This is a genomic window from Stenotrophomonas sp. LMG 10879, from assembly GCF_002750935.1.
In the GTDB taxonomy this organism is placed as follows: Bacteria; Pseudomonadota; Gammaproteobacteria; order Xanthomonadales; family Xanthomonadaceae; genus Stenotrophomonas; species Stenotrophomonas lactitubi_B.
Window position 1 is genome coordinate 344,219 of record NZ_PEJT01000003.1, and the last position, 25,643, is coordinate 369,861.

Consider the following 25,643-nt stretch of genomic DNA (forward strand, 5'->3'; position numbering starts at 1 on the left):
CCGGGGATTCAACCGATGGCGGTCCAGGCGCGCGTCCTGGCCGATGCAATGACACGATCGACAATCTGCGCCGAGCGAACGCCGTCTTCGAAGGTGGGCAGGCCCTCAGGCCGCTCGCCTTCGATGGCGCGATAGGTATCAGCAACAAATGCTTCGAAACAATGGCCGTAGCCCTGCGCGTGCCCGGCCGGCAACAGCGACAACCGGCGCTGTTCGGCACTACCGGCCCCGGGACCACGCACGAAGACTTCCTCGCGCTGCTCGGGCAGGCCGATCCACAGGCGCTCGGCGTCTTCCTGGTTGAACGCCACGCTGGCCCTGGCGCCATCGATCTCGAACCAGAGGCGGTTGTGGCGTCCGGCCGAGACCTGGCTGACCGTCAACGACGCCAGCGTACCGGCGCCGGTACGGAACATGGCCGCCGCCACGTCCTCGCTCGCCACCACCTGCATCGCGCCGCCGGCCGCCGCTGTGGTGAAGCTCTTCCCGGTATCGGCGCTGCGTTCGGCGATCACCGTATCGAACGCCGCGCTGACCTCGGTGAAACGCTCGCCGCTGACCCATTCCACCAGGTCGCACCAGTGCGAGCCGATGTCGGCGAACACGCGCGATGTACCGCCCAGTGCCGGGTCCACGCGCCAGTTGTTGCTGGCCGGGTCCAGCAGCCAGTCCTGCAGGTAGCTGCCATGGATCAGGTGCAGCGGTCCCAGTTCGCCCTGCGCGATGCGTGCACGCGCCTCGCGGACCACCGGGTGGTAGCGGTAGACGAAGGGCACCGTGGCGATCAGTCCGGTCGCGGCAGCCAGTGCCGCCAGCGTCTGCGCATCCTCCAGCGTGGTCGCCAGCGGCTTCTCGCAGACCACGTGCTTGCCGGCTTCCAGCGCGGCCTGCGCCATCGGCCGGTGCAGGTGGTTGGGCGTGCAGACGTGCACGACCTGGACCTGTGGATCGGCGACCACCTCCTCGATGTCCCGATAGGCACGCGGAACACCCCACGACTGCGCAACATCAAGCGAGCGTTGCGGGGAGGAGGCGGCCACGCCACGGATATCGGCGCCGGCCAGCAGTGCCGCGCGGCGATGCACGGCAGCGATCATGCCCGTGCCGACGATGGCGATTCCAGGTGTGGGCATCGGTCGAGATCCTCAGCGAGTGGAAGGCGCGGCCGCGACCACCGACCGGTCGCGGAACAGCAACAGGAAGGCGACCAGCACGATCAGCGCGACGCCTGCGGGGAACAGCCAGATCCGCTGCCAGTCCGGTCCCGCCGCCGTGGTGTAGTGCTCCACCACCGCGCCGGACAGGAACGTGCCGATCAGCATGCCCACGCCGTACGTTGCCAGGGTGATGAACCCCTGCGCGCTGCTGCGCGCGGCCGGGCCGGCATGCGCATCGGTGTAGATCTGGCCGGTGACGAAGAAGAAGTCGTAGCAGATGCCGTGCAACACGATGCCGATCACCAGCAGCGAGAAGCCGCCGCCTGCATCGCCAAAGGCGAACATGACATAACGCACCACCCACGCGCCCATGCCCACCGCCAGCATCGTCTTCACCCCCAGCCGCACGAACAGGAAGGGCATGGCCAGCATCAGCAGGACTTCGGAGACCTGGCCCAGCGACTGCAGGCCCGCCGCGCCGCGCACGCCGAGGTCATTGAGGTACGGGTTTGTGAAGTTGTAGTAGAACGACAGCGGGATGCAGATGGCGATCGAGGCCAGGAAGAACACCAGATACGAGCGCGACTTCAACAGCCGCAGCGAATCCAGTCCCAGGATCTGCCCCAGCCCGGCATCGCGCTGCTGCGCCAGCGGCGGTGTGTGGGGCAGGGTGAACGCGTACAGACCGAGGGCCAGCGACGCCATCGCCGCCATCCGGAAGGTCAGTTCGAGCCGATGCGCCTGCTCCCAGCCCAGCCAGCCGATCAGCACGCCGGCCACGATCCAGCCGATGCTGCCGGCCACGCGCACCGGGGGGAATTGTTTCTCGGGCGACTGCATGTGCCGCATCGCCACGCTGTTGGCCAATGCCAGCGTCGGCATGAACAGCAGCATGTAGCCCATCACGCAGCCGAAGAACGTGTTGAAGTCCGTCGCCGTGGACGCCAGCCACATCAGCGCCGCGCCGGCCAGGTGAAGTACCGCGAGGATGCGCTGCGCCGCGAAGTAGCGATCAGCGATCAGGCCGACCAGGAAGGGGGCCACGATGGCGCCGATCGATTGGCTGAGGAAGGCCGTCGCCACCTGGCTTGCGCTGGCCTGCAACGGGCCCTGCACCAAATAGGTGCCGAGGGTCACGAACCACGCGCCCCAGATGAAGAACTGCAGAAACATCATCGCGCCCAAGCGCGACATCGCGTGCGTCATGGCTTGCCCTCCCGGGGCGGTAATGGCTCAGATTCCCAGCATGCGGTGCAGTGATTGCGGGTCCGTGCCGCTGTCGGCGAAATCATCAAAGGCGCGCTCGGTCACGCGGATGATGTGGTCGCGGATGAAGGGGGCACCCTCGCGCGCGCCGTCTTCCGGGTGCTTCAGGCAGCACTCCCACTCCAGCACTGCCCAGCCGGGAAAGTCGTACTGCGCGAACTTCGAGAAGATCGCCTTGAAGTCGATCTGGCCATCGCCGAGCGAGCGGAATCGGCCGGGACGATCGATCCAGTCCTGGTAGCCGCCATACACGCCACTGCTGGCACTGGCGTGGTACTCCGCATCCTTGACGTGGAAGATGCCGATGCGGTCGTGGTAGCGGTCGATGAAGCCGAGGTAGTCCATCTGCTGCAGCAGCAGATGGCTGGGGTCGTACAGGATCTTCGCGCGGGGATGGTGGTCCACCACGTCGAGGAAGCGCTCGAAGGTCGCGCCGTCATGCAGGTCCTCGCCCGGGTGGATCTCGAAGCACAGGTCCACGCCGCACGCGTCGAACGCCTCCAGGATGGGGCGCCAGCGGCGGCCAAGTTCGGCGAAGGCTTCTTCCACAAGACCAGGCGGGCGTTGCGGCCAGGGGTAGAAGTAGGGCCAGGCCAGCGCGCCGGAGAACGTGGCATGCGCGGTCAGGCCCAGGCGCTGGCTGGCCTTGGCGGCCAGCAGCAGCTGCTGCACTGCCCAGGCCTGGCGTGCGGCAGGATCACCGCGTTTGTCCGCCGGTGCGAATCCGTCAAACAGCGCGTCATAGGCGGGATGGACGGCGACCAGCTGCCCCTGCAGGTGGGTGGACAGCTCGGTGATCTGCACGCCATGTCCGGCCAGCATGCCGGCAATGTCGTCGCAGTACGCCTGGCTGCGCGCCGCCTCGGCCAGATCGAACAGGTGGGGCGCGCTGGTCGGCACTTGTAGGCCAGAATAGCCCAGCCCCGCGGCCCAACCAGCCAGCGTGTCCAGCCGATCAAAAGGAGCTGTGTCGCCGATGAACTGCGCCAGGAACAGCGCTGGACCCTTGAGCGTCTTCAACGTGATTCGCCCTCGATGCAATCGATTGCATTATCCTAGCAGGGGCTCACGCAGGACCTGTTGTGCACTGCACAGCGGACAGGAGAACTAACGCCATGGCGACCATCTACGACATCGCAAAGCACGTCGGCGTCTCAGCCGGGACGGTCTCGCGGGCACTTTCCCGGCCGGACAAAGTCCTGCCCGCCACGCGTACGCGCATCGAACAGGCTGCTGCGGCGCTGGGCTATGTTCCCAACACGGTGGCGAGGACGCTCAAGACCCAGCGCAGCGGCAAGATCCTGGTCACCGTGCCGGACATCGCCAATCCGTTCTTCGCCCAGATCCTGCAGGGTGCGGAGGACGCGGCGCAGGCCGTCGGCTACGCCGTCCTGCTGGGTGATACCCAGAACCTGCCCGAGCGCGAGGAGCGCTACGCGCAGATGCTCCGGCGCAACGAAGCCGATGGCCTGATCGTGCTGGGGCATCGCCTGCCGCCGACGGCGCGCGATATCGTCGAGCAACGGGGTGTCGCCGCGCCGGTGGTCAACGGCTGCGAGTTCGACCCCGCGCTGGGCATTCCCAGCGTCCACATCGACAACGCCGCCGCCGCGCGCGCGGTGATGGAACACCTGTACGGCCTGGGGCATGAGCGGATCGCCGTGGTAGGCGGGCCGCCCGACAATCCCCTGCACACGCAACGGTTGGAAGGGGTTCGCGCCGCCGGCAGGGCGCGTGGCCGCCTGCGCCACCTCAGCGTCGTGCCGGGTGACTTTTCCGTGGAGTCCGGTCATGCGGCCGCGATGGCACTGTTGGCCGTCGCGCCGGCGCCCACCGCGATCTTCTGCTTCAGCGACCAGATGGCGTTGGGCACCCTGGCAGCCTGCCGCGATCTGGGCGTCCGCGTGCCCGATGACCTGTCTATCGTTGGCTTCGATGACCTGGCGTCATCGCGTTACCTGACGCCTCCGTTGACGACCATCAGGCAGCCGATGCGGGAGATCGGGGAGCGCGCGGTCAACCTGCTGCTCGCCATCATCGAACAGGTCGACGTGCCGCGTCAGCAGACGCTGGGGTTCAGCCTGATGGTGCGGGGCTCGACGGCGTCGCCGAAGAAAGGGTGAGGGCGGCGCAGCGCGGTGTCTGGCACCCCGTCGCGCCGGGTGGTCGAAGCGGCGGGACAACGTGTCCATCGGCGGTGCCAGTGGCACCGCAGTCTCAGCAGCCACGCACCCGAACGCTTCCATTACGCAGGTTCATCTGCAACGGGCTCCTTGCAGACGAAGTACGCGTAGTAGGCAATGACGCATGCCATCGCTGAGATGATCACAACTGAAGCATAGCTCCAGCGGATGGAAACATGGGCGCCGGCTCCGCCGACCAGGCCATACATGGCGAGTATGAGAGCGCTGGAGACCGCGTTGGCTGCGGTCTGTACACGCCCCTGCATGCCCTTCTCGGTAAGGCGCTGTGCGGCAGTGGTCACCACCGGCCAGGCGGCCAGGCAGGTGCCGATTACAAAGTAGAGGAAGAACGCCTTCCAGAACGAACTGGTCAGGGCAAAGATCGTAAAAGAGACGGCCATTACAAGCGTCGCGGCCACCAGTGAAGGACCGTAGCCCCACCGCGTAGCGGCAGCCGGGAGGACAAACGCCCCAACCACAGCACCTACCGACAGCGACGCTTCGATTGCACCAAACTGGCCTGAACTCAGGTCCAGTACCGCCTTGGCGAACGGCGCAAGCAGGATGCTGGTCGTCATCAGAGTGACGTAGACGAGCATCTGTATGCTGTACAGCAGAACCAGCCTATGCTCGCTCAGCAGGTAACGGACGCCGTCCCGGGTGTCCTGCCAGTAGCTGCCCTTGCTGGTTGGATCGCAGCGGAACTCCAGATGTTCCTTGCGCACGAACAGCAGGCAGAGAAACGCGGCTGCGAAAAGGCCTGCAGTTATCAGCAGCACTGTCGCCGGTGAAGCGACCATCATGAGTGCTCCGCTGATGGGCATGCCGACGATGAAACCAACCTCGAACGCGATGTCGACCGTGGAATTGGCATGCAGCAGCCTGCTGTCGTCGACCAGCTCGCGGACCATGGCCAGCAGGGCTGGCGTGTACAGGGCAGCACAGGAACCCATCAGGAACGCCAGTGCCATCAACGCAGCAACGCCCGGGTGCCTGACGTAGAGTGCAGCGGCAGCAACAAGGGCGACCACCCGCAGGATCTTCGTCGCCATGACGATGTGACGTCTGTCCACCCGGTCGACCAGCAGGCCGATTGCAGGGGCAAGAAGCAGGGAGGGCAGCCAGAAACACACCATCAGTCCCGCCAGTGCGGATACGGATGCGTGTTCGTTTACGACCGTCCAAGACATGGTTAGCAGCACCATGCCAGCGCCGACGTTCGCCAACAGGCAGCTGACTATGACCCAGCGTACGGCTGGGATACCCAGAAGCGCCATCCGCGCGGTCAAGTGGTTCAATTGTTGCTCCTGCATGGGGTTCAAGAAGTGGTGTCGGCGACATCCAGGACAAAGCCGTCGAGGATCCGTTGCATGCGCTCCTGCACCTCGGCAGACGTCCGTCCTTCGACCTGTACGTAACCGGCACAGAATCCGGACGTTGTGCCTGGTGTGGTCTCGTTGCGAGACGGTCAATTGGATAGTGCAACGTGCGCATGATCGACATCATGGTGATTCCATCGGGCATCGATACAGCTCCTTGCCCGCTTTTTCGAAACGCTAGCATGGCGATCTGCGGCATGGCGATCTGCGCTGCGGCCAAGTTGGTTGTCTCATCCCTGATCGATGAAGCGAGTTGACTGACAGATTCCATCGCCCCGAAGAGATCGCGCACGGCATGATCCGCAACGTTGAATATGGGCGAAGGCCTTGGCGCGGCAACGGTGCGTGTTCCATGCCCATCCCCAGCGCCAGCTGCGGTGCGGTGGAGAACAGGGTGCGGGCGGCACTGAGCTCTGCACATGGCATTTCCGCAAATGCCAGCGTATTCAACGCGCCGTTGACGACAGGGATGCGGCGGAAACCGAAGTACTTCATCAACCGCGTGGTGAACAGTTTCATGGTCAGGTTGCCGGCGAACATTCAGTACTGTCGCCCGGCAGGAAAGGCATCCATGCCGTAGCCGATCTCGAACATCAGCGGCAACAGGATGAGCACGGCCCCCACCGACATACGCAACAGTGAGCCGCCTCAGGAGCTGACCGCGAAAGCCTGCTGTCGGAACGGGGCCAGCGACAGCATCGGACGCGGATGGTCTGCCCGCCCCAGTGCGTCAGAAAAGACCTGTGCACAGCGGGCAGGGTTCATTGATTGGGGGCCGGTGAGATTGTAGACGCGGCCGATATGGGAAACCGGGTCTTGCAGCACCACGGTCGCCGCATGGGCGACATCCGCCGCGGAGAGTGGTGCGGTGCGGCCTTGGCCGAAAGGGAGGACAAGCGCGTCGTTGTCTCGCACGCTTGCCGCCGCAGTGCGCAGGAAGAGGCCTTCCAAGAGCACGGCCGGGCAAACGGTGCCGGGCGAAAGAAGCTACCTACAGATCAAGGCGGACGTGCGAAGGCTGGTCGATGTGCCCCGACGTCCCTCGTCATCCCGACCGTGCTCAGGCTTCCCGGCGCACGCATCGCCGCTCGGTTGATGATGCTGCTCGGCATGTGGCTGGCACCGAAGCTTGGCCTGGTGGTGAAACTGCTGTCGGGCCTGCTGGTGTTCCAGCTGATCCATGTGTTGGCCTCCACCGTGGAAGACCAGCTGCGCCCCGGCCGGGCTCGGGCGAACGCGTGATCGTGCTGTCGGCGGTGATCAGCAGCGTGCTGGTGCTGGCCGCTCATACCACCCGCGCGACGCATTGACGATGCGCACCACCGACAGCATCACCGGCACTTCGATCAGCACGCCGACCACCGTCGCCAGCGCCGCACCGGAATGCACGCCGAACAGGCCTACGGCGGTAGCCACGGCCAGTTCGAAGAAGTTGCTGGCGCCGATCAGCGCCGAGGGTCCGGCCACGCAGTGGGCGACCCCCAGGCGGCGGTTCAGCAGGTAGGCCAGCCCCGAGTTGAAGTAGACCTGGATCAGGATCGGTACCGCCAGGATGGCGATGACCAGCGGCTGCCGCACGATCTGCTCGCCCTGGAAGCCGAACAGCAGCACCAGCGTCAGCAGCAGCGCCAGCAGCGAAACCGGCCCCAGCGTTCGCAGCGCGGACTGCAGACCAGCCTGTCCGCTGCGGGCCAGCAGCCAGCGCCGCAGCAGTGCGGCCACCAGCACCGGCGCGATGATATACAGCGACACCGACAGCAGCAGCGTGTCCCACGGCACGCTGATCGCCGACAGGCCCAGCAGCAGTGCCACCACCGGTGCATAGGCCACCACCATGATGGCGTCGTTCAACGCCACCTGGCTGAGGGTGAAATTGGCATCGCCGCGGCACAGGTTGCTCCACACGAACACCATGGCGGTGCAGGGCGCCGCCGCCAGCAGGATCAGCCCGGCGATGTAGCTGTCGACCTGTGCGGCGGGCAGCGCATCGGCAAACACGTGGCGCAGGAACAACCAGCCCAGCAGTGCCATCGAGAACGGCTTGACCGCCCAGTTGATGAACAACGTCACGCCGATGCCTTTCCAGTGCTGGCCGAGCTGGCGCATCGCACTGAAATCGACCCGCAGCAGCATCGGGATGATCATCAGCCAGATCAGCACGGCGATGGGCAGGTTGACCTTGGCCACCTCCGCCGACGCCAGCGCAGCAAATGGCTGCGGCAGCGCGTGGCCAAGCAGGGTGCCGGCGACGATGCACAGCGCCACCCACAGCGTCAGGTAGCGCTCGAACAACCCCATCGGTGCCGGCGCGCTCACGCCTGGTCGTCTTCGGGTTGCACGAAACCGATGCGATCCAGCGCGTCTTTCAACTGCCCGCGGTCGGACCAGGTGGCAGCGGGCAATGCCAGCAGGGCCAGCAACCGTGCCTTGACGATGGCATGTGCCTGCGCGAACGCGGCCGCCTTGTCATCCGCGCTGCCCTCGACGGCGGCCGGATCGGGCAAGCCCCAGTGCGCACGCACGAAGTCGCCGAACACCACCGGGCACGCCTCGGCCGCTGCGGCATCGCAGACCGTGATCACCAGGTCCATCGGCGCGCCGTCGGCGAACTCGGCCCACGATTTGCTGCGCAGGCCTGCGGTGGCGATGCCCTCGGCCTGCAGCTGGGCAAGGGCGAATGGATTGACCGCGCCGGCCGGCTGGCTGCCGGCGCTGAACACCTCGAAGCGGTGGCTGGCCCACGCCCGCAGCGTGGCTTCGGCAAGAACACTGCGGGCGGAATTGCCCGTGCACAGGAACAGGACGCGTTGGGTGGTCACGAAGCGGCTCTCCGGTCAGCAGGCGCAATCAGGGGACGTCGGGCTGCAGGCCGGATCGGGCGAGCCTGCGCAGCAGTTGTGGGTGAGGTACTCGATCAGGCCGGTCATGGCACTGAAGTTGGCGCGGTAGCAGACGTTGCGGCCCTGGCTCTCGCTCTCGACCAGCCCGGCCTGCAGCAGCTCCTTCAGGTGGAAGCTGAGCGTGGCCGGCGGTACCTGCAGGGCGCTGCCGATGTCGCCGGCCATGCGGCCAGCCGGGCCGGCCTCCACCAGCAAGCGGAAGGCAGCCAGGCGGGTGGCATGGCCAAGGGCGGTGAGGGCGGCGATTGCAATCTTCGTTTCCATATTTCTAGAATAGTCGAATGAATGAATCCATCGCAAGTCCCGCCCTCCCGCATCTGGCCGAAGCCTCGCTTCCCCAGCCCGACCTGTCCCTGCTGGGCACCGGCCGCACGCACCCGCCGCGGATCCTGCTGCTGTATGGCTCGCTGCGCCCGCAGTCGTTCAGCCGCAAGCTGGCGCTGGAGGCCGAGCACCTGCTGCGCCACCTCGGCTGCGAGACCCGGGTGTTCGATCCGCATGCGTTGCCCATGCTCGACAGCGTCGGCGCCGATCACCCTGAAGTGCAGCGCCTGCGAGCGTGGTCGCAATGGTCCGAAGGCCAGGTCTGGATCAGCCCGGAGCGCCATGGCACGGTCACCGGCGTGTTCAAGAACCAGATCGACTGGCTGCCGCTGGAAGATGGCAGCGTGCGCCCGACGCAGGGCAGGACGCTGGCGGTGATGCAGGTCAGTGGCGGTTCGCAGTCGTTCAACACGGTCAACACGCTGCGCGTGCTGGGGCGTTGGATGCGCATGCTGACCATCCCCAACCAGTCGTCGGTGGCCAAGGCCTGGCAGGAGTTCGACGAGAACGGGCGGATGAAGCCCTCGGCGTACTACGACCGGGTGGTGGATGTGATGGAGGAACTGGTCAAGTTCACCCTGCTCACGCGCGATCGTTCGGACTACCTGGTGGATCGCTACAGCGAGCGCAAGGGTGATCAGCAGGCGGCCGCACTGGCACGTTCGGCAGGGGCGGTGGTCGCACGTTGACGGCAGGCGGCGGCCGCAGGGACGCGCGCGTGCGCAGGCGCATCACCTCAATCCACTACCATGGGCCACCCCTCCAGGATGTGCCCCGATGTCGCTCGTCATCCCGACCCTGCCCAAGCCTCCCGCCGCACGCATCGCCGCCTGGCTGATGATGCTGCTGGGCATGTGGCTGGCACTGAAGCTCGGCCTGGTGGTGACCCTGCTGTCGGGCCTGCTGGTGTTCCAGCTGACCCATGTGCTGGCCTCCACCGTGGAAGGCAAGCTGCGTCCCGGGCGGGCGCGGGCGATCGCAGTGATCGTGCTGTCGGCGGTGATCATCGGCGTGCTGGTGCTGGCCGGTATCGGCGTGGCGGCGTTCTTCCGCAACGAGACCGGTGGCCCTGACGTGCTGCTGGCGCGGTTGATGGACATCCTCAACACCTCCCGGCACCAGGTGCCGGCGCTGCTGCAGCCCTACATCCCTGAAGACCTGACGGCGCTGCGTGCGGCCGTCAACGACTGGGCCGCCGAACACCAGCGGCAGTTGGGTGTGGCCGGCACATCAGTGGTGCAGGTGGGGGTGCGCGTGCTGATCGGCATGGTGCTGGGCGCGATGATCGCGCTGTACGACGAACTGCCGCTGCCGAAGATGGGCCCGCTGGCGCAGGAACTGATCGGCCGCACCAGCCGCCTGGCCACCGCGTTCCGCCAGGTGGTGTTCGCGCAGGTGAAGATCTCGCTGCTCAACACCGTGTTCACCGCCATCTTCCTGCTGGGCGTGCTGCCGCTGTTCGGCGTGCACCTGCCGCTGTCGAAGACGCTGGTGCTGATCACTTTCCTGGCAGGCCTGCTGCCGGTGGTGGGCAACATCATCTCCAACACCATCATCGCCATCGTCGCGCTGTCGGTGTCGTTCTATGTGGCCGTGGCTGCGCTGCTGTACCTGGTGGTGATCCACAAGCTGGAGTACTTCCTCAACGCGCGCATCGTCGGCGGCGAGATCCAGGCGCGCGCCTGGGAACTGCTGCTGGCCATGCTGGTGATGGAAGCGGCGTTCGGCCTGCCCGGGCTGGTGGCTGCGCCGGTGTTCTACGCCTACGTGAAGCGCGAACTGGTGGACCAGCGCTGGATCTGACCCAACTTCACGCGGGTGCGGCGCTACACTGATCCGCACGCCAGGGGGTACATCGATGGGCCGCAGGGCATCGCCAAACGGACTGCAGACCTGGCTCTGGATCCTCGGTGGCCTGTTCGTGCTGTGCACGCTGCCGCTGATGGCCATTGCGCTGGTGCAGGGCACGCAGCGCCACACCGAAGCCGAGGCCAACCTGGTCAGCCTGCAGCAGCTGCGGCTGACCTTCGAGCTGGCCAATCTGGTGTCGGCCGAGCGTGGACCGGCCAACAGCCTGCTCGGCGCCGACAGCGCCGATGCGCAGGAGCAGCGCCGACTGGCCGCACAGCTGGCGGTCGCCCGGCAGCGGGTGGACGCAGCGACGCAGCACCTGCAGAGCGTGTTCCAGACCGATCCGCGGGTGGTGGACGAAACACCGCGCCTGCATGAAGCGCGGCGGCGGCTGCAGACCGCGCGCGCTGCGGTGGACCGGGTTGCCGCGTTGCCCAGAGGTGAGCGCTCGGCAGAGGAGGTGGAGCACGCGATCAGCAGCATGTTCGCGGTGTACGACCGGCTGCAGGCGCTGACGTCGGTGCAGATCAGCGATCTGGTCGCCGCCGATCGCGAAGCCGCGATTCCTGCCATGCAGGGGCAGATCCTGATCGATCTGCGCGAACACGGTGGCCGCTTGGCATCGAACGTGATGGCGCCGCTGGCCGTGCCCGGCGCGTGGCGGGAGCCGCAGGTGCGCGCTGCGCAGCAGACCGAAGGGCGCCTGCTGGAGCTGTGGCGGTTGGCCGCCAGCCACGAGTCGGTGTTCCGCAGCGAGCCGACGCTGTCCTGGCACTGGGACATGGCGCGCCGCCAGTTCTTCGGCCAGTCGCTGCCGATGGTGGAACAGCTGATCGACGATGGTCGGCGCGGCGTATCGCCCCCCTGGACGGCGGCCGAGTTCACCGCGCGCTACGTGCCCACCCTGCAATCGCTGGAAGCGCTGCGCGATGGTTACCTTGGCGTTTCGATCGCGCGCTTCGAGCACACCCGCAGCAAGGAGGCAGTACGCCTGGCTGTGCTGGCCGCCACTGCATTGGGGACGTTGCTGCTGCTTGCGCTGGCGCTGCGCATTGCCCACGTACAGATCCTGCGGCCGTTGCTGCAGGCGCAGGCGCAGGTGATCCAGATCGCCTCGGATACGCCGGGTGCGGAGCAGCACGCCACTCATCCGATGGCGGAAATGCAGCGCCTGTTCGATGCCATCGAGGTGCTGCGGGCGAAGTCGCACCAGCGCTCGGCATTGACCCGTGAGCTGCGCGAGCTGGCCGATACCGATCAGCTGACCGGCCTGTTGAACCGACGCTCGCTGGAGGAACGGGTGCGACGGCGGCATGCCGATGGGAGCACGCAGGCGGTGGTGATTCTGCTGGACGTGGATCATTTCAAATCGATCAATGATGGGCAGGGCCATGCGGCCGGTGACGATGTGCTGGTGCAGGTGGCGCAGCTGCTGCGCAGCCACCTGCGCCGCAACGACAGCGTCGCCCGCTACGGCGGCGAGGAGTTCCTGGTGCTGCTGGCCGACGGTGATCTGGCCAGTGGACGGCAGCTGGCCGAGTCGCTGCGGGTGGCACTGCGCGGCAAGGACATCGTGCTGGGCAGTGGCGAGATCCTGCGGGTCACTGCCAGCTTCGGCGTTGCCCAGGGCACGCTTGACCCGATCGGCTGGCATGCGCTGGTACGTGCCGCCGACACGGCCATGTACGCGGCCAAATCACTTGGCCGCGACCGTGTGCAGGTGGCCACAGGTGGGCGTGCGCCGCGCTGAGGAAGGCCTTGTTCATCGCCAGCGCACGCGTTCCTGCCTAGACTGGCCGCTCGTCTGCCGGAGGAGTACGCCATGACCCTGCGTTCCGTTGTGACTGCCACGCTGGTGGCGGGCCTGTTCGCTGGCTGCGCCAGCAGCGCACCGCAACGCGATGCTGGCGCCGATGCGCCGCGTCATCCTTCGATCGCCGCCGATGCCAGCCCGGTGCCAGCCTTTACCGGTGGTGGCGAAGGCTGGTCCATCGAGATCGCCTCCACCGGCAAGGGCAATCACGATGCCACGCTCACCGTTGCTGGCCGCAGCAGCGCAGGCACGCTGCGCTACCTCGGCCAACCGGCCGGTGCGCACGGTTCGTTGACGGTGCTCAACGGTGAGTTGGGCAAGCAGCCGACCATTGTTGAGATCAAGCGCGAGCCCTGCCGCAACGCCGAAGGCGTGGATACATCGGCCAGCGTGCAGGTGACGGTTGCAGGCCAACCGCAGCGCCGGGGCTGCGGCTTCCTGGCCGTGTACTGACCGACGCACGCATGATCGACATCCCGTTGCTGGAAACACCGCGCCTGCGCCTGCGCGCGCAATGCCTGGACGACTTCTCGGTGTATGCCGCGTTCCTGGCCTCGCCGCGCGCGCGCGGCATGGGCGGGCCGTTCGGTGAGGTCGCCGCGTGGGGACAGTTCTGTCACGACCTCGCCAGCTGGCATCTGTTCGGCCACGGCGCCTTGATGATCGAGCGCCGCGACACGGGCGAGTGCATCGGCCAGGTGGGCATCAACCACGGCCCGCTGTTCCCGGAACAGGAACTGGGCTGGCTGCTGTACGCCGGGCAGGAAGGGCAGGGGTTCGCCAGCGAAGCGGCGGCGGCGCTGCGTGATTGGGCATTCGTGGTGCGCGGATTGCCGACGCTGGTGAGCTACATGGCAGCGGACAACCACGCTTCGCAGGCCGTGGCGGTTCGCCTTGGTGGGGTGCTGGACGGGGCGGCCGTGCGCAGCGATCCGGACGATCTGGTGTTCCGCTATCCGCGCTGATGAGTGACGGTCACCGCGGCGCGGCTGCGTTGCGCGCAGGCATGCCAGCTGCGGCCACTGCGTGAAGAAACCGACAGCAGCCATCCACGCCTCGGTCACCGCGCTGGGCAGACGCTGGACACCCATCTGTTGAAGGAACTGTCCATGACCACGCTCACCCTTCCCGAACTGGCCAAGAAGATGGCCGGCATCGATTTCACCATGCTGCAGACCCACGCCGGCGGCCAGATCGCTGGCCGCCCGATGAGCAACAACGGCGATGTGGACTACGACGGCGACAGCTGGTTCTTCACCATGGAAAACACCGACATGGTGCGCGAGATCAGCGCCGACCCGAACGTGGCGCTGGGCCTGACCGGCAACAAGTCGCTGCTGGGCAAGCCGCCGCTGTTCGTGCACGTGCAGGGCAGGGCAGCGTTGATCCGCGATCGCGCCACGATGGCCCAGCATTGGGTGAAGGACCTGGAGCGGTGGTTCGAACAGGGCGTGGATACGCCGGGTCTGGTGCTGATCCACGTACACGCCAGCCGCATCCATTACTGGGATGGCGAGGACGAGGGCGAAATCGTGGTCTGATCGCGGGGGCCGCACAGGGCCCCTGCACATTGCTGCCCCAGCTCAGGAGTGTGCAGGCGCGCCGGACCACGCGGCCAGTTCCGGTGCCAGCGCATGTTCCACTGCGCGGCGCAGCAGGGCCGGGGCCACGTAATGCCGATGCGCGCTGTCGATCATCGCCATGTAGAAGCGGCCAAATGCATTGAGCGTCTGCACGCGCGAGCCCAGACTGATCTCGACCTGGCCGTCATCGTTGAACTGCACGCGCACGCTGCTGCGGAAGCAAAGATGGCGGTCGTCTGCGCCGAGCAACACTTCGGCACACCGGTCTTCCGCATCGACCTGCGCATCCAGCACCGGGAAACGCCCGCCGAAGACGCGGCTGCGGTCGGTGGACAGCAATGACGACACCGGGCAACCCAGCGGCGAGGTGCGCAGACGCAGCGGCGCGACCAGACGATTGCGCAGGGCCATCAAGCGGCCGACGCCCGCTGGCGGATTGCGCAGGAAACCATCCAGTACGTCGGCGAGGAGGGCGGAGGCGGAGCGGTGACTGATCTGCCCGCCGTGCAGCGCCAGCACGGTCGTGTCGTTGTAGTGACTGTGCGGCAGTGCGCTGGCGAGCATCCCCTGCGTGGGCGCCGCGCTGCTGCAGACCGGGTACGCCGGCGTTGCCCGTTCCACGAATCCGCGCAGTGGCTCCAGGCTGAAGCGGCGTAGCGGCCCGAGCAACGTGCGTGTCTGCACGCACAGGCGCGCGCGCAGGCTGGGTGCTGCTGCCTGCAGTGACAGCTGCAGCAACGGCGTGGCCGCCAGTGTGGTTGCGGTAGGCCAGTGCGCAGCAGGCAGCACCTCGGTCAGGCTGGGAATGTCTGCGGCGTTGGCCTGTGCTTGTACGCGTGCCTGCTCGCTCATGGCCCCGGCCAGCTCATTGCTGTGGCAGGAAAGCGCGAACAGGGCAGGGTGAGCAGGACTGTTCGAGGCGAACTGGTGCCAGGCGCCGCCGCCGAAGCGCACGGTGAACAGGCAATCGGGCGGGATGCGGACACGACGCAGTGACCGCAGGAAATGCGCGGGATCGTCCGCCAGCTGCCGATCGGATGCGCTGGCAAACCGCAGTTCGGCACCTGCACTGCCGGCGATGGCGGTGAACATGCGCGGCCCGGCATGGCGATGGAAGGGATGGCCGCCGGCACCCACCACGAAGCTGTACAGCGATGACGCATCGCCGTGCTGCAGGTGCATGCCGCCCAGCCGCGCCGAGGGCTCGTCCAGCGCATCGATGAAGGCCGGGTGGTGGCGCTGGCGCTGGCTGGCATCGCTCACCAGCGCATCGCCGGCACCGATGCCGAGCTGCGCGATCAGGGTGACTTCCACCGGGCCACCGCCATCCTGTGCCGGAAGCTGGATACTCGGGAACGAACGGCTGGTGCGGGTCGAACCGGGCATCGCAGTGCTCCTCAGCGGGCGGGTGTCTTGCGGCGTGCGCGCGCTTCGCGCTTCAGCGGCCCGCCGACTGGACAGACTTCGGCGGCCCAGGAAAACAGCGTGTTGGCCAAGCGGTCGGGCACCTGCCGGAAGTACACGAACTGGCCGCGCTTCTCGCGTTCGATCAGGCCGGCGTCTTCCAGGATGCGCAGGTGGCTGGACAGTGCCGGCTTGCTGAAATCGAAGCGCTCGGCCAGCTCGCCCGCGCTGAGCTCGCCGGCGCTGAGGTAGGCCAGGATCTGCCGGCGTGCGGTGGAGGCCAAGGCTTCGAAGATGCGGTCCATGGGGCCAGTTAACTAATTCGTTAACTGATGTTCTCCCTGGGGCTGGGTGATGTCAAGCGCGGGCGTGCCCGTTGCGTTCTGCCACCCGGCTTTGCCATCCTCCCCGCTGTTTTCCGTTCCCTGGAGTTCCGATGCGCCCTGCGCCCTGGCTGATGGCTGGCCTGCTGCTGCCGATCGTGGTGATGGCCCAGCCCGCGCGTGCGCCGAAAACACCCGCGCAGGATCCCTTCAGCGAACTGTTCGACACCGCCTGCATGCAGCACATCGGTGCACCGGCGCGCCTGCAGTCGCTGATGGAGGCCAACGGCCTGACGCCGTTGCAGCCGGCCGAGGCCGCTACGCTGCTGCAGGGCCAGCCGGGCATGGCGTGGATGGTGCCGTTGGCCAGTGGCCGCTATGCGGTCAGCTGGGCCGACGATGGCACCTGCACCGTGTATGCCGAGAAGGCCGACCCGGCGGTGGTGCAGAAGGGCTTCGCACGGCTGATGCAGGCTGCACCGAAGCCACTGCAGATCCGCTCGCTGCCCTCGCGCGGTCCATTGTCCGGCGACCAGGTGGCGATCCAGTACGGCTGGGCAACGCCGGGCGAAAGCAAGCTGCGCGTGCGCTTCCGGCTGGTCACCCGGCAGGCCGCCGAGGCGGGAGTGCAGGCAATGGCCTCGGCCACGCCAGGCGAGGCGATGCGCGAACAGGCCGCGCCGCCGGCATCCGCACCCGCCCGGTAACGGCGCCGGAGCGGAAGCGATTCAGCCAACAGCCTGCGGATGTGATATATCGTTTATCGATAAATACACCCCGGGGCGGCAGGGCCGCTCCACATCGGAGGCTGCTTGACCGCTCGTCCTGCCCGCGCCCTTCCTGCGCGCGGCTTGTTCACCCTGGCCCAGACCGCCGTGCAGGCGGTGCGCGCGATGTGCTGGCTGGGCATCCTGGCCGCGCTGCTGGCAGTCCCGCTGGTGGCCTACGACCGCAGCTGGCTGCTGGACAGCGTGCACGATGCGCAGGCGGCGGCCATGCACGGTTCGCATCTGTTCCTGCATTTCTGCGTAGGCCTGGCCGCCATCGTCGCGCTGTTGGTGCTGTGCCTGGTGTTCCTGCGCCACCTGGCGCGGCTGCTGCGGTCTGCGGCCAACGAACGCCCCTTCACCCATGCCAACGCCGTACGCCTGCAACGCATGGCCTGGCTGATGCTGGCGATGGAGGTGCTGTCGATCGTGATCGGTCTGTACGCCAGCTGGATGGGACCGGACTTCGCCTGGATGGAGGTGGGCGGCGGCATGTCGATCACCGGCCTGGTCGCGGTGCTGATGCTGTTCGTGCTGGCGCGGGTGTTCACCGTCGGCGCAGCGATGCGCGACGATCTGGACGGTGTGATCTGATGGCGATCGTCATCACTCTGGACCGCATGCTGCAGCAACGTGGCATGACCCTGTCCGAGCTGGCCGGGCGCATCGACATCACCCTGGCCAACCTGTCGATCCTGAAGACCGGCAAGGCGCGTGCGATCCGCTTTTCCACGCTCGATGCAATCTGCCGCGAACTGCAATGCAGCCCCGGCGACCTGCTCGGGCATGACCCGACGCAGGCGCAGGATGCGGATTGACCTTCGCCTCGCCGCACACCTGCACTGCACCACTTTCCCCTTACTGACGAAACGGACCTGAAATGGAATGGTTGGCTGACCCCTCGATATGGATGGGCCTTGCAACCCTGGTCGTGCTGGAGATCGTTCTCGGCATCGACAACCTGGTGTTCATCGCGATCCTGGCCGACAAGCTACCGCCGCACCAGCGTGACCGCGCGCGGGTGATCGGCCTGGCACTGGCGCTGCTGATGCGGCTGGTGCTGCTGGCCGCGCTGGCCTGGATCATGAAACTGACCGAACCGCTGGTCACGCTGTTCGAGCACAGCTTCTCCGGGCGTGATCTGATCCTGCTGGGCGGCGGCCTGTTCCTGCTGTTCAAGGGCACGATGGAACTGCACGAGCGTCTGGAAGGCCGCGAGCATCACGAAGATGGCAAGAAGGTCTATGCCAGCTTCGCAATGGTGGTGGCGCAGATCGTGGTGCTCGATGCGGTGTTCTCGCTGGACTCGGTGATCACCGCCGTCGGCATGGTCGACAACCTTGGCGTGATGTATGCGGCGGTGACCATCGCGATGGCGCTGATGCTGCTGGCCAGCAAGCCGCTGACCCGCTTCGTCAACAAGCATCCGACCGTGGTGGTGCTGTGCCTGGGCTTCCTGCTGATGATCGGTTTCAGCCTGGTGGCCGAGGGCCTGGGCTACAGGATTCCGAAGGGGTACCTGTATGCGGCCATCGCGTTCTCGATCCTGGTGGAAGCGTTCAACCAGTGGATACGTTTCAACCGCGAGCGCAATGAGCAGCGCCAGCCGTTCCGCCAGCGTACCGCCGATGCAGTGCTGCGCCTGCTGGGCGCGCGCCAGGCCAATGGCCACGATGAAGAAGACGCCGATGAACGCGGCAGTACCGAAGAACGCCTGCAGCCGGCCGAGCACGAGATGATCCGCAGCGTGCTGGGACTGGCTGATCGCCCGGTATCGAGCGTGATGACCGTGCGGGCCGACGTGCAGTGGATCGACATGGCGCGTGGTCACGATGATGTGGTCGCCCGCCTGGTGGCGTCGCCGCATACGCGGATGCTGGTCGGCGAAGGTGACCTGGACAGTCTGCGGGGCGTGGTGCAGAGCCGCGACCTGCTGGCCGACCTGCTGCAGGGCAAGCCACTGCAGCTGGAAGGCAACCTGCGCGAGCCGCAGTACGTGCTGTCCAGCGCCAGTGCGTTGCAGGCCCTGGAGCTGATCCGCCAGCATCCGGTGCCGCTGGCGGTGGCGGTGGACGAGTACGGCAGCGTGGAAGGCCTGGTGACCGCCAACGACCTGCTGGCGGCCATCGCCGGTGACCTGGCCGATACCCAGGACGAGCGCTATGGCGTGGTCGCGCAGGGCGAGGACTGCTGGGATGCCGACGGCGCGCTGACCCTGGACGACCTGCAGCGGCTGGCCGGCGTGTCACTGCCGCGCAGTGCGGACTACATGACCATCTCCGGGTTGGTGCTGGAACAGCTGGGGCGCCTGCCCGACATCGGTGACACGTTGGAGGTGGCCGGTATCCGCATCACCGTGCTGGCGATGGAGAAGCGCCGCATCACGCGGCTGCGGGTGGAGCGCTTGCCCGAAGCGTGATGGCGCCGGGGCCGGGCCTGAGCCTGGCTCTATCCATTGCCATCTTCTGCCGTCACCATGGCGGGCCTGTTTGCCGTTCTGGATTGTCGTAGTGCTGAGTACGATTGGTTTTTTGATGGGCCTGTATGTGGCCTGGCGCCTGTTCTGGCCACTGCGCCTGCCCGTCTGGCTGAAGGTGGTGCTGTCCGTGCTGCTGGTCGGCATTGCCGTACAGCTGCGCATCGTCGCCAGCTTCTGGGGCACGATGGCCTCGCCGGAGATTCCGAAGATGGCCATCGCCACGCTGGCCACCGGCTCCACCGCGGTGCTGCTGCTGGCCCTGGCGCTGCTGGTGCTGGATGCCGGCCTGTTGGCTGCCTGCCTGTTGCGCGCACCGCGTGCCCTCTCTGCACTGCGCAACAGGGCGTTGCGCCCGTCTGCCGCGGTGCTGGCGCTGCTGCTCAGTGCCTTCGGTGTCAGCCAGGGCATGGCCGTACCCAAACCGCGGCAGGTCGAGGTGGCCATAGTCGGCCTGCCGCAGGCCTTCGATGGCTACCGCGTGCTGCAGCTCACCGACATCCACGCAAGCCGCCTGCTCACCGGCGACTGGGTGCGCCAGGTCGTGGCGGAAAGCAATGCACTGCAACCGGATCTGGTGGTGATCACCGGCGACCTCATTGATGGCAGCGTGCAGGCGCGCCGCAACGATTACACCCCACTGGCGGACCTGCGAGCGCCGGACGGGGTGATCGCCATCACCGGCAACCACGAGTACTACGCGCAATACAGCGAATGGATGCAGGCGTTCCGCGCGCTGCACATGCAGGTGCTGGAAAACAGCCACACCCAGGTGCGTCGTGGTGATGCCGCGCTGACCATTGCCGGGGTGACCGATCCGGTGGCCTCGCGTTATGGCCTGCCACTGCCCGACCTGGACGCCGCGCTGGCGGGTGCCGATCCTGCCGCGCCGGTGATCCTGCTCGACCATCGGCCACGCAACGCACGCGAAGCGGCTGCACGCGGGGTGAAGCTGCAGCTTTCCGGACACACCCATGGCGGCCAGATCATCGGCATGAACCAGCTGGTGAAGCGCGCCAACGGCGGCTTCGTTTCCGGCCGCTATACGGTGGATGGCATGACGCTGTACGTGAGCAACGGTGCCGGCCTGTGGGCGGGATTCCCGGCCCGCATCGGCGTGCCGTCGGAGATCACGTTGATCACCCTGCGCCGGGCGCGGTAACAGAGTGGGGTCGGATCCCTTTGCGAATAGCAAAGGGCTCCGACCCCGTTTGCCAGGGAGGGCGAGCATCCACGCATGGCGTGGATCTACTGCTTCGTCACTGCCGCCATGACACCCTTTGGCCATGAAGGAAAACACGCGATGACGGCGGGGCGGCAGCGCTCGATGTGGGTGGCCGGCCTCTCCACGGTAGTGGAGTGGTACGACTTCACCCTGTACCTGTACTTCGCCACGGTGCTGTCGCGGGTGTTCTTTGGCGGCGGGCAGGAGGCGATGCTGGTCACTCTGGCCGGCTTCGCGGTGTCCTACCTGATGCGTCCGCTCGGTGCGCTGTGCTTCGGCCACCTGGGCGACCGGCTCGGCCGGCGCTGGATGCTGCTGGCCTCGATGGCGCTGATGGCGGCGGCCATGCTGGCCACCGCGTTGCTGCCGACCGCCGCGACCGCCGGTGCGACGGCGGGCGTGCTGCTGTTGGTCCTGCGCTGCGTGATGGCGTTCTCGGTGGGTGGCGAATACACCGGCGTGGTCGCCTATCTGCTGGAAAGCGCACCGGTACGACGACGTGGCCTGGTCACGTCGTTGGCTTCGGCAGCCAGTGAAGTAGGTGCGTTGCTGGCAGTGGCGATCTCCGCGCTCACGGTGGCGCTGTTGCCTGCGCCGCAGCTGGACAGCTGGGGCTGGCGGATCCCGTTCTTCTTCGGCGCGGCGCTGGCACTGGTGATCCTGATCGCGCGTTCGGGCATGCACGAATCGCCGGAGTTCGAACGGCAGCGGCGCGAGGGCAGCATTCCGGCCACGCCGCTGCGGCATGTCCTGCGCAACCACCCGGGTGCGGTGGCGCGCACGTTTGCGATTTCCGCGCTGGGGTCGATCACCTACTACGTGGGCATCACCTATGTGCCGGCGTTCCTGCATGCGCAGGGACACGAGGAAGGCGATGCGCTGTGGCTGTCGACCATTGCAGCGGTGGCGGTGATCGCGATCACTCCGCTGTGCGGCGCGTTGTCCGACCGCTTCGGGCGGCGTCCGCTGCTGCTGTGGCTGACGGTACTGGCGGCGCTGCTGCCGTTGTCGATGTTCGGCTGGATGGCGTCTGCCGCGCCGCTGGGCATCGTGCTCGCAGCGGTGGTGCTGGCCTGCGTGGCCGGCGGCATCAGTGCCGTGGCGGCACCGGCCACGGCAGAACAGTTCCCGGGCGAGGGCCGGGTCAGTGGACTGGCGTTGGGGGTCACCATGGCCACCGCAGTGTTCGGCGGGGCGACGCCGTGGCTGGCGCAATGGTGGGTCGAGCGCAGCGGTTGGGCGGCGGCGCCGGGGGCGATGATCGCGCTGGTGGCGGTGCTGGTGCTGCCGGTGCTGTGGACGCTGCCGGAGACCGTGCCGAAGACCCGCCCCGTGTCCCGGGGCGGGCAGTGAGCGCTTAGACCTTCAGGGTCTGCTCGATGTCGGCCAGCACCGCAGCCGCATCAACGCCAATGGCAATCGACTGCAGCACGTGGCCGTCCCACACACTGGGGCCGAAGCCCATGCCTTCCGGCTTGGGAATGGTCATGCCACGGGCGACGCCGTCGGTGGCCACGCGCACGCTGGCGCGCTCGAACTGGAACAGCTCCGGACGGGTCAGGGCGATGCAGGCGCAGCAGTCGTGCACGACCATGCCCTTGTGGCCGGCCTGCAGATAGAAGTCGACGTAGTCCTGCGACAGGGCGCGGACCAGTTCGGCATCGGCGCCACCGATCGCGGCCAGCCTGTCCAGACCGTCGCGGTTCATCTCCACGCGGGTGGTCACGTCCAGGCCGATGGCGGTGACCGGCCAATGGGCAGTGAAGACGAGGTCAGCCGCTTCGGCGTCGCCCCAGATGTTGGCTTCGGCCGCCGGAGTGATGTTGCCGTTGACGTGGAACGCACCGCCCATCAGCACCACGCCACGCACCAGGCCGGCGATGTCCGGGGCCTGCTGCAGGGCCAGCGCCAGGTTGGTCATGCGGCCGACCGCCACCAGGGTCACTTCGCCCGGATGGGCGCGCACCAGGTCGATGATCAGCTGGTGGGCCGGGCGCGCATCAGCGGCCACATCCAGAGCGTCCGGTACCGGGTGGTTGCCCAGGCCGTTGTGACCATGGATGTGCACCGGCCAGGCTTCCGGGGTGGCTTCGGGCTGCAGCGGGCCTTCAGCGCCGCGCGCGACCGGCGCGGACAGGCCCCAGGCCTGCTTCAGGTACAGCGCATTGTGCGTGGTCGACGCCACCGAGGCATTGCCGAAGGTGGTGGTGACGCCGATCAGGTCGATCTGCGGGTGCTTGTGCAGGTACAGCAGCGCCAGCGCGTCGTCGACGCCCGGGTCGGTATCGAAAATGACTTTCAGCATGTTGTTGTTCTTCTTCTTCCGTGTGGTGCAGGGGGGCCGGCGGCCCCGAGGGCAGGCCGGCGCGCCCTACATTGTCCCATCTTCATGACAGGCAGGGCGAACTGGCGGCGGTGGTATCGTCTGCGGGCCCGAACCCGTCGCAAGGAGCTGCGCCATGCTGGCTGTGACCCTCGTCCTGATTGCCCTGGTGCTGGGGCTGAACCTGGTGGCCAGCTTCGTGGTGCTGGGGCGCGACGACCTTCCCGTCAGCAGCCGCGCCGGGCAGCTGCTGGTGGTGTGGCTGCTGCCGCTGGTCGGCGCGATCGTATGCATGGCAATGGCTACTGCCGATGGCTCACCCGCACGGGGCGATGGCAGTGGCAGTGGGCCCGCCGATTTCTCCGGCGGCTATTCCGGCGACAGCAACAGCCACCACAGCTACAGCAGCTCGGACTGCGGCAGCGGCGACAGCGGTGGCGGTGGTGATGGAGGCAGTTGCGGCGGCGGTGATTGACGCGAGGTTCCAGGTTGCCGGCCAGCGGCCGGCAACCCCATGAACTCAGCTCCCGCCTTCGGTCGGCAACGGCGCAGGCACGTTCAACAATCCCCCGCTCGCCACATACGCGGCCAAGGCCTGGCCCTGGCTGAGCAGGTGCCGTTCCATCGTGCGTTCGGCGGCCGCGGCATCGCGCTGGCGGAAGCACTCCATCAGTTCGCGGTGTTCGGCCAGCGACTGCGCGGTGCGCCCCGGTGCCAGCAGCTGGCGCCCGCGATGCATCTTCAGGATGCGGTGCAGGTCGTGGGTGATGCGGATCAGCCACGGATTGCCGGCGTAATGCTGCACCGTTTCGTGGATGAGGTAGTTGTTGCGGTAGTACTCGGCGATGTTGCCGTCTGCGGCGGCCGTTTCCATCGCCGCGTGCAGTTCTTCCAGCTGTTGCACGCCGGCGTCGTCGATGTGCTTGACCGCTTCATGCGCACAGCGTCCTTCCAGCATCGCCATCACCGGGAACAGCTGGTTGAGGTCTTCCAGTGTCAGCCGGGTCACCCGCGCGCCTCGTCCGGCATCGATCTGCACGAGGCCTTCGGCGGCGAGCAGTTTCAGCGCTTCACGCAGCGGCGTGCGGCTGATACCCAGTTCCTCGCACAACGCCGGCTCGTCGATCCACTCGCCCGGGGGCAGGCGGTAGTCGTAGATCCGCTCGCGCACGTGCTCGGCCACCTCTTCGTACAGAGGGGCGCGCTTCTTCGGAGTACGCGGAGCGGGAGCAATGGCCATGCACAAAGTGTAACGCCAGGTAGTGCCGGCCAGCGACCGGCACTACCGCAGGCATTTACATCCAGCCCGGCACCACGAACACCAGCCAGGCCAGCAGCGGACCGAATGCCACCACCAGGCCGCTGTAGACAAGGAAGCGGCGGAACAGCGTTTCGCGTTCTTCCTTCGCGGCCGAGGCCACTACCAATGCGCCGTTGGTCGAGAACGGACTGACATCGACGATGGTGGAGGACACGGCCAGCGCACAGATCACGCCAGCGGCGCTGAGATGGCCCTGCATCAGGAACGGCACGGCCAGCGGAATGGTGGCACCCAGCACCGCTGCCGACGAGGCGAATGCGGAGACGATGCCCCCCACGTAGCAGACCAGCAGCGCGCCCAGCAGCGGGATGCCGATGCTGGAAACCCCGTGGCCGATGAAGTCGACGGCACCGGCATGTTCGAGTACGCCGATGTAGGTGACCACGCCGCAGATCAGCAGCACGGTGGACCAGCTGATGCCATCCACCGCACCCTTCTGGCTCTGCGGCGACAGCAGTGCCAGCACCACCGCCACGGTGATCGAGACCAGGCCGACGTTGAGGTTGTAAATCAGTGCGGCCACGCCCAGGCCGAGCAGGCCGATCAGGGTGAACAACCGCTCGCGGGTCAGGCCCACCGCATCCAGTGCCACCGGATCGTTGGACAGGGTGCCACCACCGGCCGCGACCAGCGCACCGTGACCTTCGATGGCGAACTGCCGCGACGAGGCCTGCGGACCACCGGCCATCGCCAGTTCCGCGGTGCCGACCTTGCCCGCCGCAGTGATCGAACCGCGGCGCAGCAGCGCGATGCCGCCGAAGGCGAAGAAGCAGATCGTGGCCATCATGAAGTTGAAGCCGAGACTGGTCAGGAACACCGCCATCTCGGTGACTTCCAGCCCGGCCTTCTGCACCACGCCATTGGTGATGCTGCCGTACACGCTGATCGGCGAGAAGCCACCCGCCTGCGCACCATGAATCACCAGCAGGCCCATCATCAGCGGGTTGATGTTGTACTGCTTGGCAAAGCGCAGTGCGACCGGGCCGATGATCGCCACCGCCGCCGGGCCGAGCGCACCGAAGGCGGTCAGCACCGCGGTGATCACGAACATCACCCACGGGATGGCGACGATATGGCCGCGTACCGCTTTCACCGCCCAGTGCACCAGCAGGTCGATGGTGCCGTTCTTCTGCGCGATGGCGAACAGGTAGGTGATGCCGACCAGGGTCAGGAACAGGTCGCCCGGGAAGCCGGCGAGGACCTCCTTGCCCCCCATGTCGACCCACAGCCCGCCGATGATGAAGGCCAGCGCGAAGGCGACGGCACCCATGTTGATCGGCATCGCAGTGGCGACGATGAACATGATCACCAGACCGATGATCGTTGCAATTTGTGGAGTCATGCGCCC

The 25,643-nt window shown here is 66.9% G+C and carries 29 protein-coding genes; 17 read left to right on the plus strand and 12 right to left on the minus strand.

The features are described 5' to 3' along the window. Nucleotides 1-8: 8 nt before the first annotated feature. The 3 genes from CR919_RS06640 to CR919_RS06650 are packed head-to-tail and all read right to left on the minus strand — an operon-like array spanning nucleotide 9 to nucleotide 3,443. Nucleotides 9-1,133 carry a Gfo/Idh/MocA family oxidoreductase gene (locus tag CR919_RS06640; protein WP_099819328.1) on the minus strand — a complete coding sequence of 375 codons (1,125 nt, stop codon included), beginning with the start codon at nucleotides 1,131-1,133 and terminating at the stop codon, nucleotides 9-11. 12 nt (nucleotides 1,134-1,145) lie between these two features. Continuing rightward, nucleotides 1,146-2,363: a nucleoside permease gene (locus tag CR919_RS06645; protein WP_099819329.1), complete on the minus strand. Its 1,218-nt coding sequence runs from the start codon at nucleotides 2,361-2,363 to the stop codon at nucleotides 1,146-1,148. A gap of 27 nt (nucleotides 2,364-2,390) precedes the next feature. Further along, nucleotides 2,391-3,443, minus strand: a complete 1,053-nt coding sequence (locus CR919_RS06650; RefSeq protein WP_099819330.1) for a sugar phosphate isomerase/epimerase family protein — start codon at nucleotides 3,441-3,443, stop codon at nucleotides 2,391-2,393. A 95-nt stretch (nucleotides 3,444-3,538) separates the two neighbouring features. On the opposite strand from CR919_RS06650, the gene CR919_RS06655 reads away from it, so the two are divergent. Beyond that, nucleotides 3,539-4,546 (plus strand): LacI family DNA-binding transcriptional regulator, encoded by a 1,008-nt coding sequence (locus CR919_RS06655; RefSeq protein ID WP_099819331.1) that lies wholly within the window; start codon nucleotides 3,539-3,541, stop codon nucleotides 4,544-4,546. Nucleotides 4,547-4,668: 122 nt separating this feature from the next. Here CR919_RS06655 and CR919_RS06660 read toward each other — a convergent pair whose 3' ends face one another. Continuing rightward, nucleotides 4,669-5,904 (minus strand): MFS transporter, encoded by a 1,236-nt coding sequence (locus tag CR919_RS06660; protein ID WP_165787246.1) that lies wholly within the window; start codon nucleotides 5,902-5,904, stop codon nucleotides 4,669-4,671. 194 nt (nucleotides 5,905-6,098) lie between these two features. Here CR919_RS06660 and CR919_RS21185 point away from each other — a divergent pair, with 194 nt between their 5' ends. The 3 genes from CR919_RS21185 to CR919_RS21315 all read left to right on the plus strand — a co-directional run bounded on the left by CR919_RS21185 (nucleotide 6,099) and on the right by CR919_RS21315 (nucleotide 7,227). After that, nucleotides 6,099-6,242, plus strand: a complete 144-nt coding sequence (locus CR919_RS21185; RefSeq protein ID WP_165787247.1) for a hypothetical protein — start codon at nucleotides 6,099-6,101, stop codon at nucleotides 6,240-6,242. Continuing rightward, nucleotides 6,239-6,565 carry a hypothetical protein gene (locus CR919_RS21030; RefSeq protein ID WP_133119595.1) on the plus strand — a complete coding sequence of 109 codons (327 nt, stop codon included), beginning with the start codon at nucleotides 6,239-6,241 and terminating at the stop codon, nucleotides 6,563-6,565. Before CR919_RS21185 ends, CR919_RS21030 begins: the two co-directional genes overlap by 4 nt. A 257-nt stretch (nucleotides 6,566-6,822) precedes the next feature. Beyond that, the gene (locus CR919_RS21315) at nucleotides 6,823-7,227 is read left to right on the plus strand and encodes a hypothetical protein (protein ID WP_243379951.1); all 405 of its coding nucleotides are present in this window, start codon (nucleotides 6,823-6,825) and stop codon (nucleotides 7,225-7,227) included. 18 nt (nucleotides 7,228-7,245) lie between these two features. Here CR919_RS21315 and arsB read toward each other — a convergent pair whose 3' ends face one another. From arsB to CR919_RS06680, 3 genes are read right to left on the minus strand one after another with little or no spacing between them, the layout of a single operon-like run. Further along, entirely contained in the window at nucleotides 7,246-8,283 is a 1,038-nt protein-coding gene (arsB, locus tag CR919_RS06670; RefSeq protein WP_099819333.1) for an ACR3 family arsenite efflux transporter, read from the minus strand. Nucleotides 8,284-8,297: 14 nt separating this feature from the next. Continuing rightward, complete coding sequence (locus tag CR919_RS06675; RefSeq protein WP_099819334.1) at nucleotides 8,298-8,804, minus strand: arsenate reductase ArsC; 507 nt, start codon at nucleotides 8,802-8,804, stop codon at nucleotides 8,298-8,300. A 15-nt stretch (nucleotides 8,805-8,819) separates the two neighbouring features. After that, nucleotides 8,820-9,149, minus strand: coding sequence for a helix-turn-helix transcriptional regulator (locus tag CR919_RS06680; protein WP_099819335.1), 330 nt, complete (start codon nucleotides 9,147-9,149; stop codon nucleotides 8,820-8,822). 17 nt (nucleotides 9,150-9,166) lie between these two features. On the opposite strand from CR919_RS06680, the gene arsH reads away from it, so the two are divergent. The 6 genes from arsH to CR919_RS06710 all read left to right on the plus strand — a co-directional run bounded on the left by arsH (nucleotide 9,167) and on the right by CR919_RS06710 (nucleotide 14,414). Then, a complete protein-coding gene (gene arsH, locus CR919_RS06685; RefSeq protein WP_099819336.1) occupies nucleotides 9,167-9,898 on the plus strand; it encodes an arsenical resistance protein ArsH in 732 nt (243 codons plus the stop codon). Nucleotides 9,899-9,986: 88 nt separating this feature from the next. Then, nucleotides 9,987-11,012 (plus strand): AI-2E family transporter, encoded by a 1,026-nt coding sequence (locus tag CR919_RS06690; protein WP_099819337.1) that lies wholly within the window; start codon nucleotides 9,987-9,989, stop codon nucleotides 11,010-11,012. Between the two features lie 55 nt (nucleotides 11,013-11,067). Next, nucleotides 11,068-12,810, plus strand: coding sequence for a GGDEF domain-containing protein (locus CR919_RS06695; RefSeq protein ID WP_099819338.1), 1,743 nt, complete (start codon nucleotides 11,068-11,070; stop codon nucleotides 12,808-12,810). Between the two features lie 72 nt (nucleotides 12,811-12,882). After that, nucleotides 12,883-13,326, plus strand: a complete 444-nt coding sequence (locus CR919_RS06700; protein WP_099819339.1) for a hypothetical protein — start codon at nucleotides 12,883-12,885, stop codon at nucleotides 13,324-13,326. 11 nt (nucleotides 13,327-13,337) lie between these two features. Next, nucleotides 13,338-13,838 carry a GNAT family N-acetyltransferase gene (locus tag CR919_RS06705; protein ID WP_099819340.1) on the plus strand — a complete coding sequence of 167 codons (501 nt, stop codon included), beginning with the start codon at nucleotides 13,338-13,340 and terminating at the stop codon, nucleotides 13,836-13,838. 144 nt (nucleotides 13,839-13,982) lie between these two features. Beyond that, on the plus strand, nucleotides 13,983-14,414 hold the full coding sequence (locus CR919_RS06710) for a pyridoxamine 5'-phosphate oxidase family protein (protein ID WP_099819398.1): 432 nt from the start codon (nucleotides 13,983-13,985) through the stop codon (nucleotides 14,412-14,414). A gap of 42 nt (nucleotides 14,415-14,456) precedes the next feature. Here CR919_RS06710 and CR919_RS06715 read toward each other — a convergent pair whose 3' ends face one another. Together CR919_RS06715 and CR919_RS06720 are read right to left on the minus strand one after the other, a co-directional pair. Further along, on the minus strand, nucleotides 14,457-15,842 hold the full coding sequence (locus CR919_RS06715) for a DUF2867 domain-containing protein (RefSeq protein ID WP_099819341.1): 1,386 nt from the start codon (nucleotides 15,840-15,842) through the stop codon (nucleotides 14,457-14,459). Nucleotides 15,843-15,853: 11 nt separating this feature from the next. Continuing rightward, nucleotides 15,854-16,165: a metalloregulator ArsR/SmtB family transcription factor gene (locus tag CR919_RS06720; protein WP_025873922.1), complete on the minus strand. Its 312-nt coding sequence runs from the start codon at nucleotides 16,163-16,165 to the stop codon at nucleotides 15,854-15,856. Nucleotides 16,166-16,296: 131 nt separating this feature from the next. On the opposite strand from CR919_RS06720, the gene CR919_RS06725 reads away from it, so the two are divergent. The 6 genes from CR919_RS06725 (at nucleotide 16,297) to CR919_RS06750 (ending at nucleotide 22,004) form a co-directional block, all read left to right on the plus strand. Next, nucleotides 16,297-16,890, plus strand: coding sequence for a hypothetical protein (locus CR919_RS06725; protein ID WP_099819342.1), 594 nt, complete (start codon nucleotides 16,297-16,299; stop codon nucleotides 16,888-16,890). A 186-nt stretch (nucleotides 16,891-17,076) separates the two neighbouring features. Continuing rightward, on the plus strand, nucleotides 17,077-17,544 hold the full coding sequence (locus CR919_RS06730; protein ID WP_059063423.1) for a DUF2975 domain-containing protein: 468 nt from the start codon (nucleotides 17,077-17,079) through the stop codon (nucleotides 17,542-17,544). Continuing rightward, nucleotides 17,544-17,768 carry a helix-turn-helix transcriptional regulator gene (locus CR919_RS06735; RefSeq protein ID WP_099819343.1) on the plus strand — a complete coding sequence of 75 codons (225 nt, stop codon included), beginning with the start codon at nucleotides 17,544-17,546 and terminating at the stop codon, nucleotides 17,766-17,768. Before CR919_RS06730 ends, CR919_RS06735 begins: the two co-directional genes overlap by 1 nt. A gap of 62 nt (nucleotides 17,769-17,830) precedes the next feature. Further along, nucleotides 17,831-19,369 (plus strand): TerC family protein, encoded by a 1,539-nt coding sequence (locus tag CR919_RS06740; RefSeq protein ID WP_099819344.1) that lies wholly within the window; start codon nucleotides 17,831-17,833, stop codon nucleotides 19,367-19,369. Nucleotides 19,370-19,451: 82 nt separating this feature from the next. Then, entirely contained in the window at nucleotides 19,452-20,588 is a 1,137-nt protein-coding gene (locus CR919_RS06745) for a metallophosphoesterase (protein WP_099819399.1), read from the plus strand. Between the two features lie 141 nt (nucleotides 20,589-20,729). After that, nucleotides 20,730-22,004: an MFS transporter gene (locus CR919_RS06750; protein WP_099819345.1), complete on the plus strand. Its 1,275-nt coding sequence runs from the start codon at nucleotides 20,730-20,732 to the stop codon at nucleotides 22,002-22,004. A 4-nt stretch (nucleotides 22,005-22,008) separates the two neighbouring features. Here the strand turns inward: CR919_RS06750 and CR919_RS06755 are convergent, their stop codons facing one another. Further along, on the minus strand, nucleotides 22,009-22,956 hold the full coding sequence (locus CR919_RS06755; RefSeq protein WP_099819346.1) for a nucleoside hydrolase: 948 nt from the start codon (nucleotides 22,954-22,956) through the stop codon (nucleotides 22,009-22,011). A gap of 154 nt (nucleotides 22,957-23,110) precedes the next feature. Here CR919_RS06755 and CR919_RS06760 point away from each other — a divergent pair, with 154 nt between their 5' ends. Then, nucleotides 23,111-23,449 carry a hypothetical protein gene (locus CR919_RS06760; RefSeq protein ID WP_099819347.1) on the plus strand — a complete coding sequence of 113 codons (339 nt, stop codon included), beginning with the start codon at nucleotides 23,111-23,113 and terminating at the stop codon, nucleotides 23,447-23,449. 45 nt (nucleotides 23,450-23,494) lie between these two features. On the opposite strand, the gene CR919_RS06765 is transcribed toward CR919_RS06760, so the two are convergent. Then, nucleotides 23,495-24,214, minus strand: a complete 720-nt coding sequence (locus CR919_RS06765; protein WP_099819348.1) for a GntR family transcriptional regulator — start codon at nucleotides 24,212-24,214, stop codon at nucleotides 23,495-23,497. Nucleotides 24,215-24,269: 55 nt separating this feature from the next. Beyond that, a complete protein-coding gene (locus CR919_RS06770) occupies nucleotides 24,270-25,637 on the minus strand; it encodes an SLC13 family permease (RefSeq protein ID WP_099819349.1) in 1,368 nt (455 codons plus the stop codon). Between the last annotated feature and the right edge of the window lie 6 nt (nucleotides 25,638-25,643).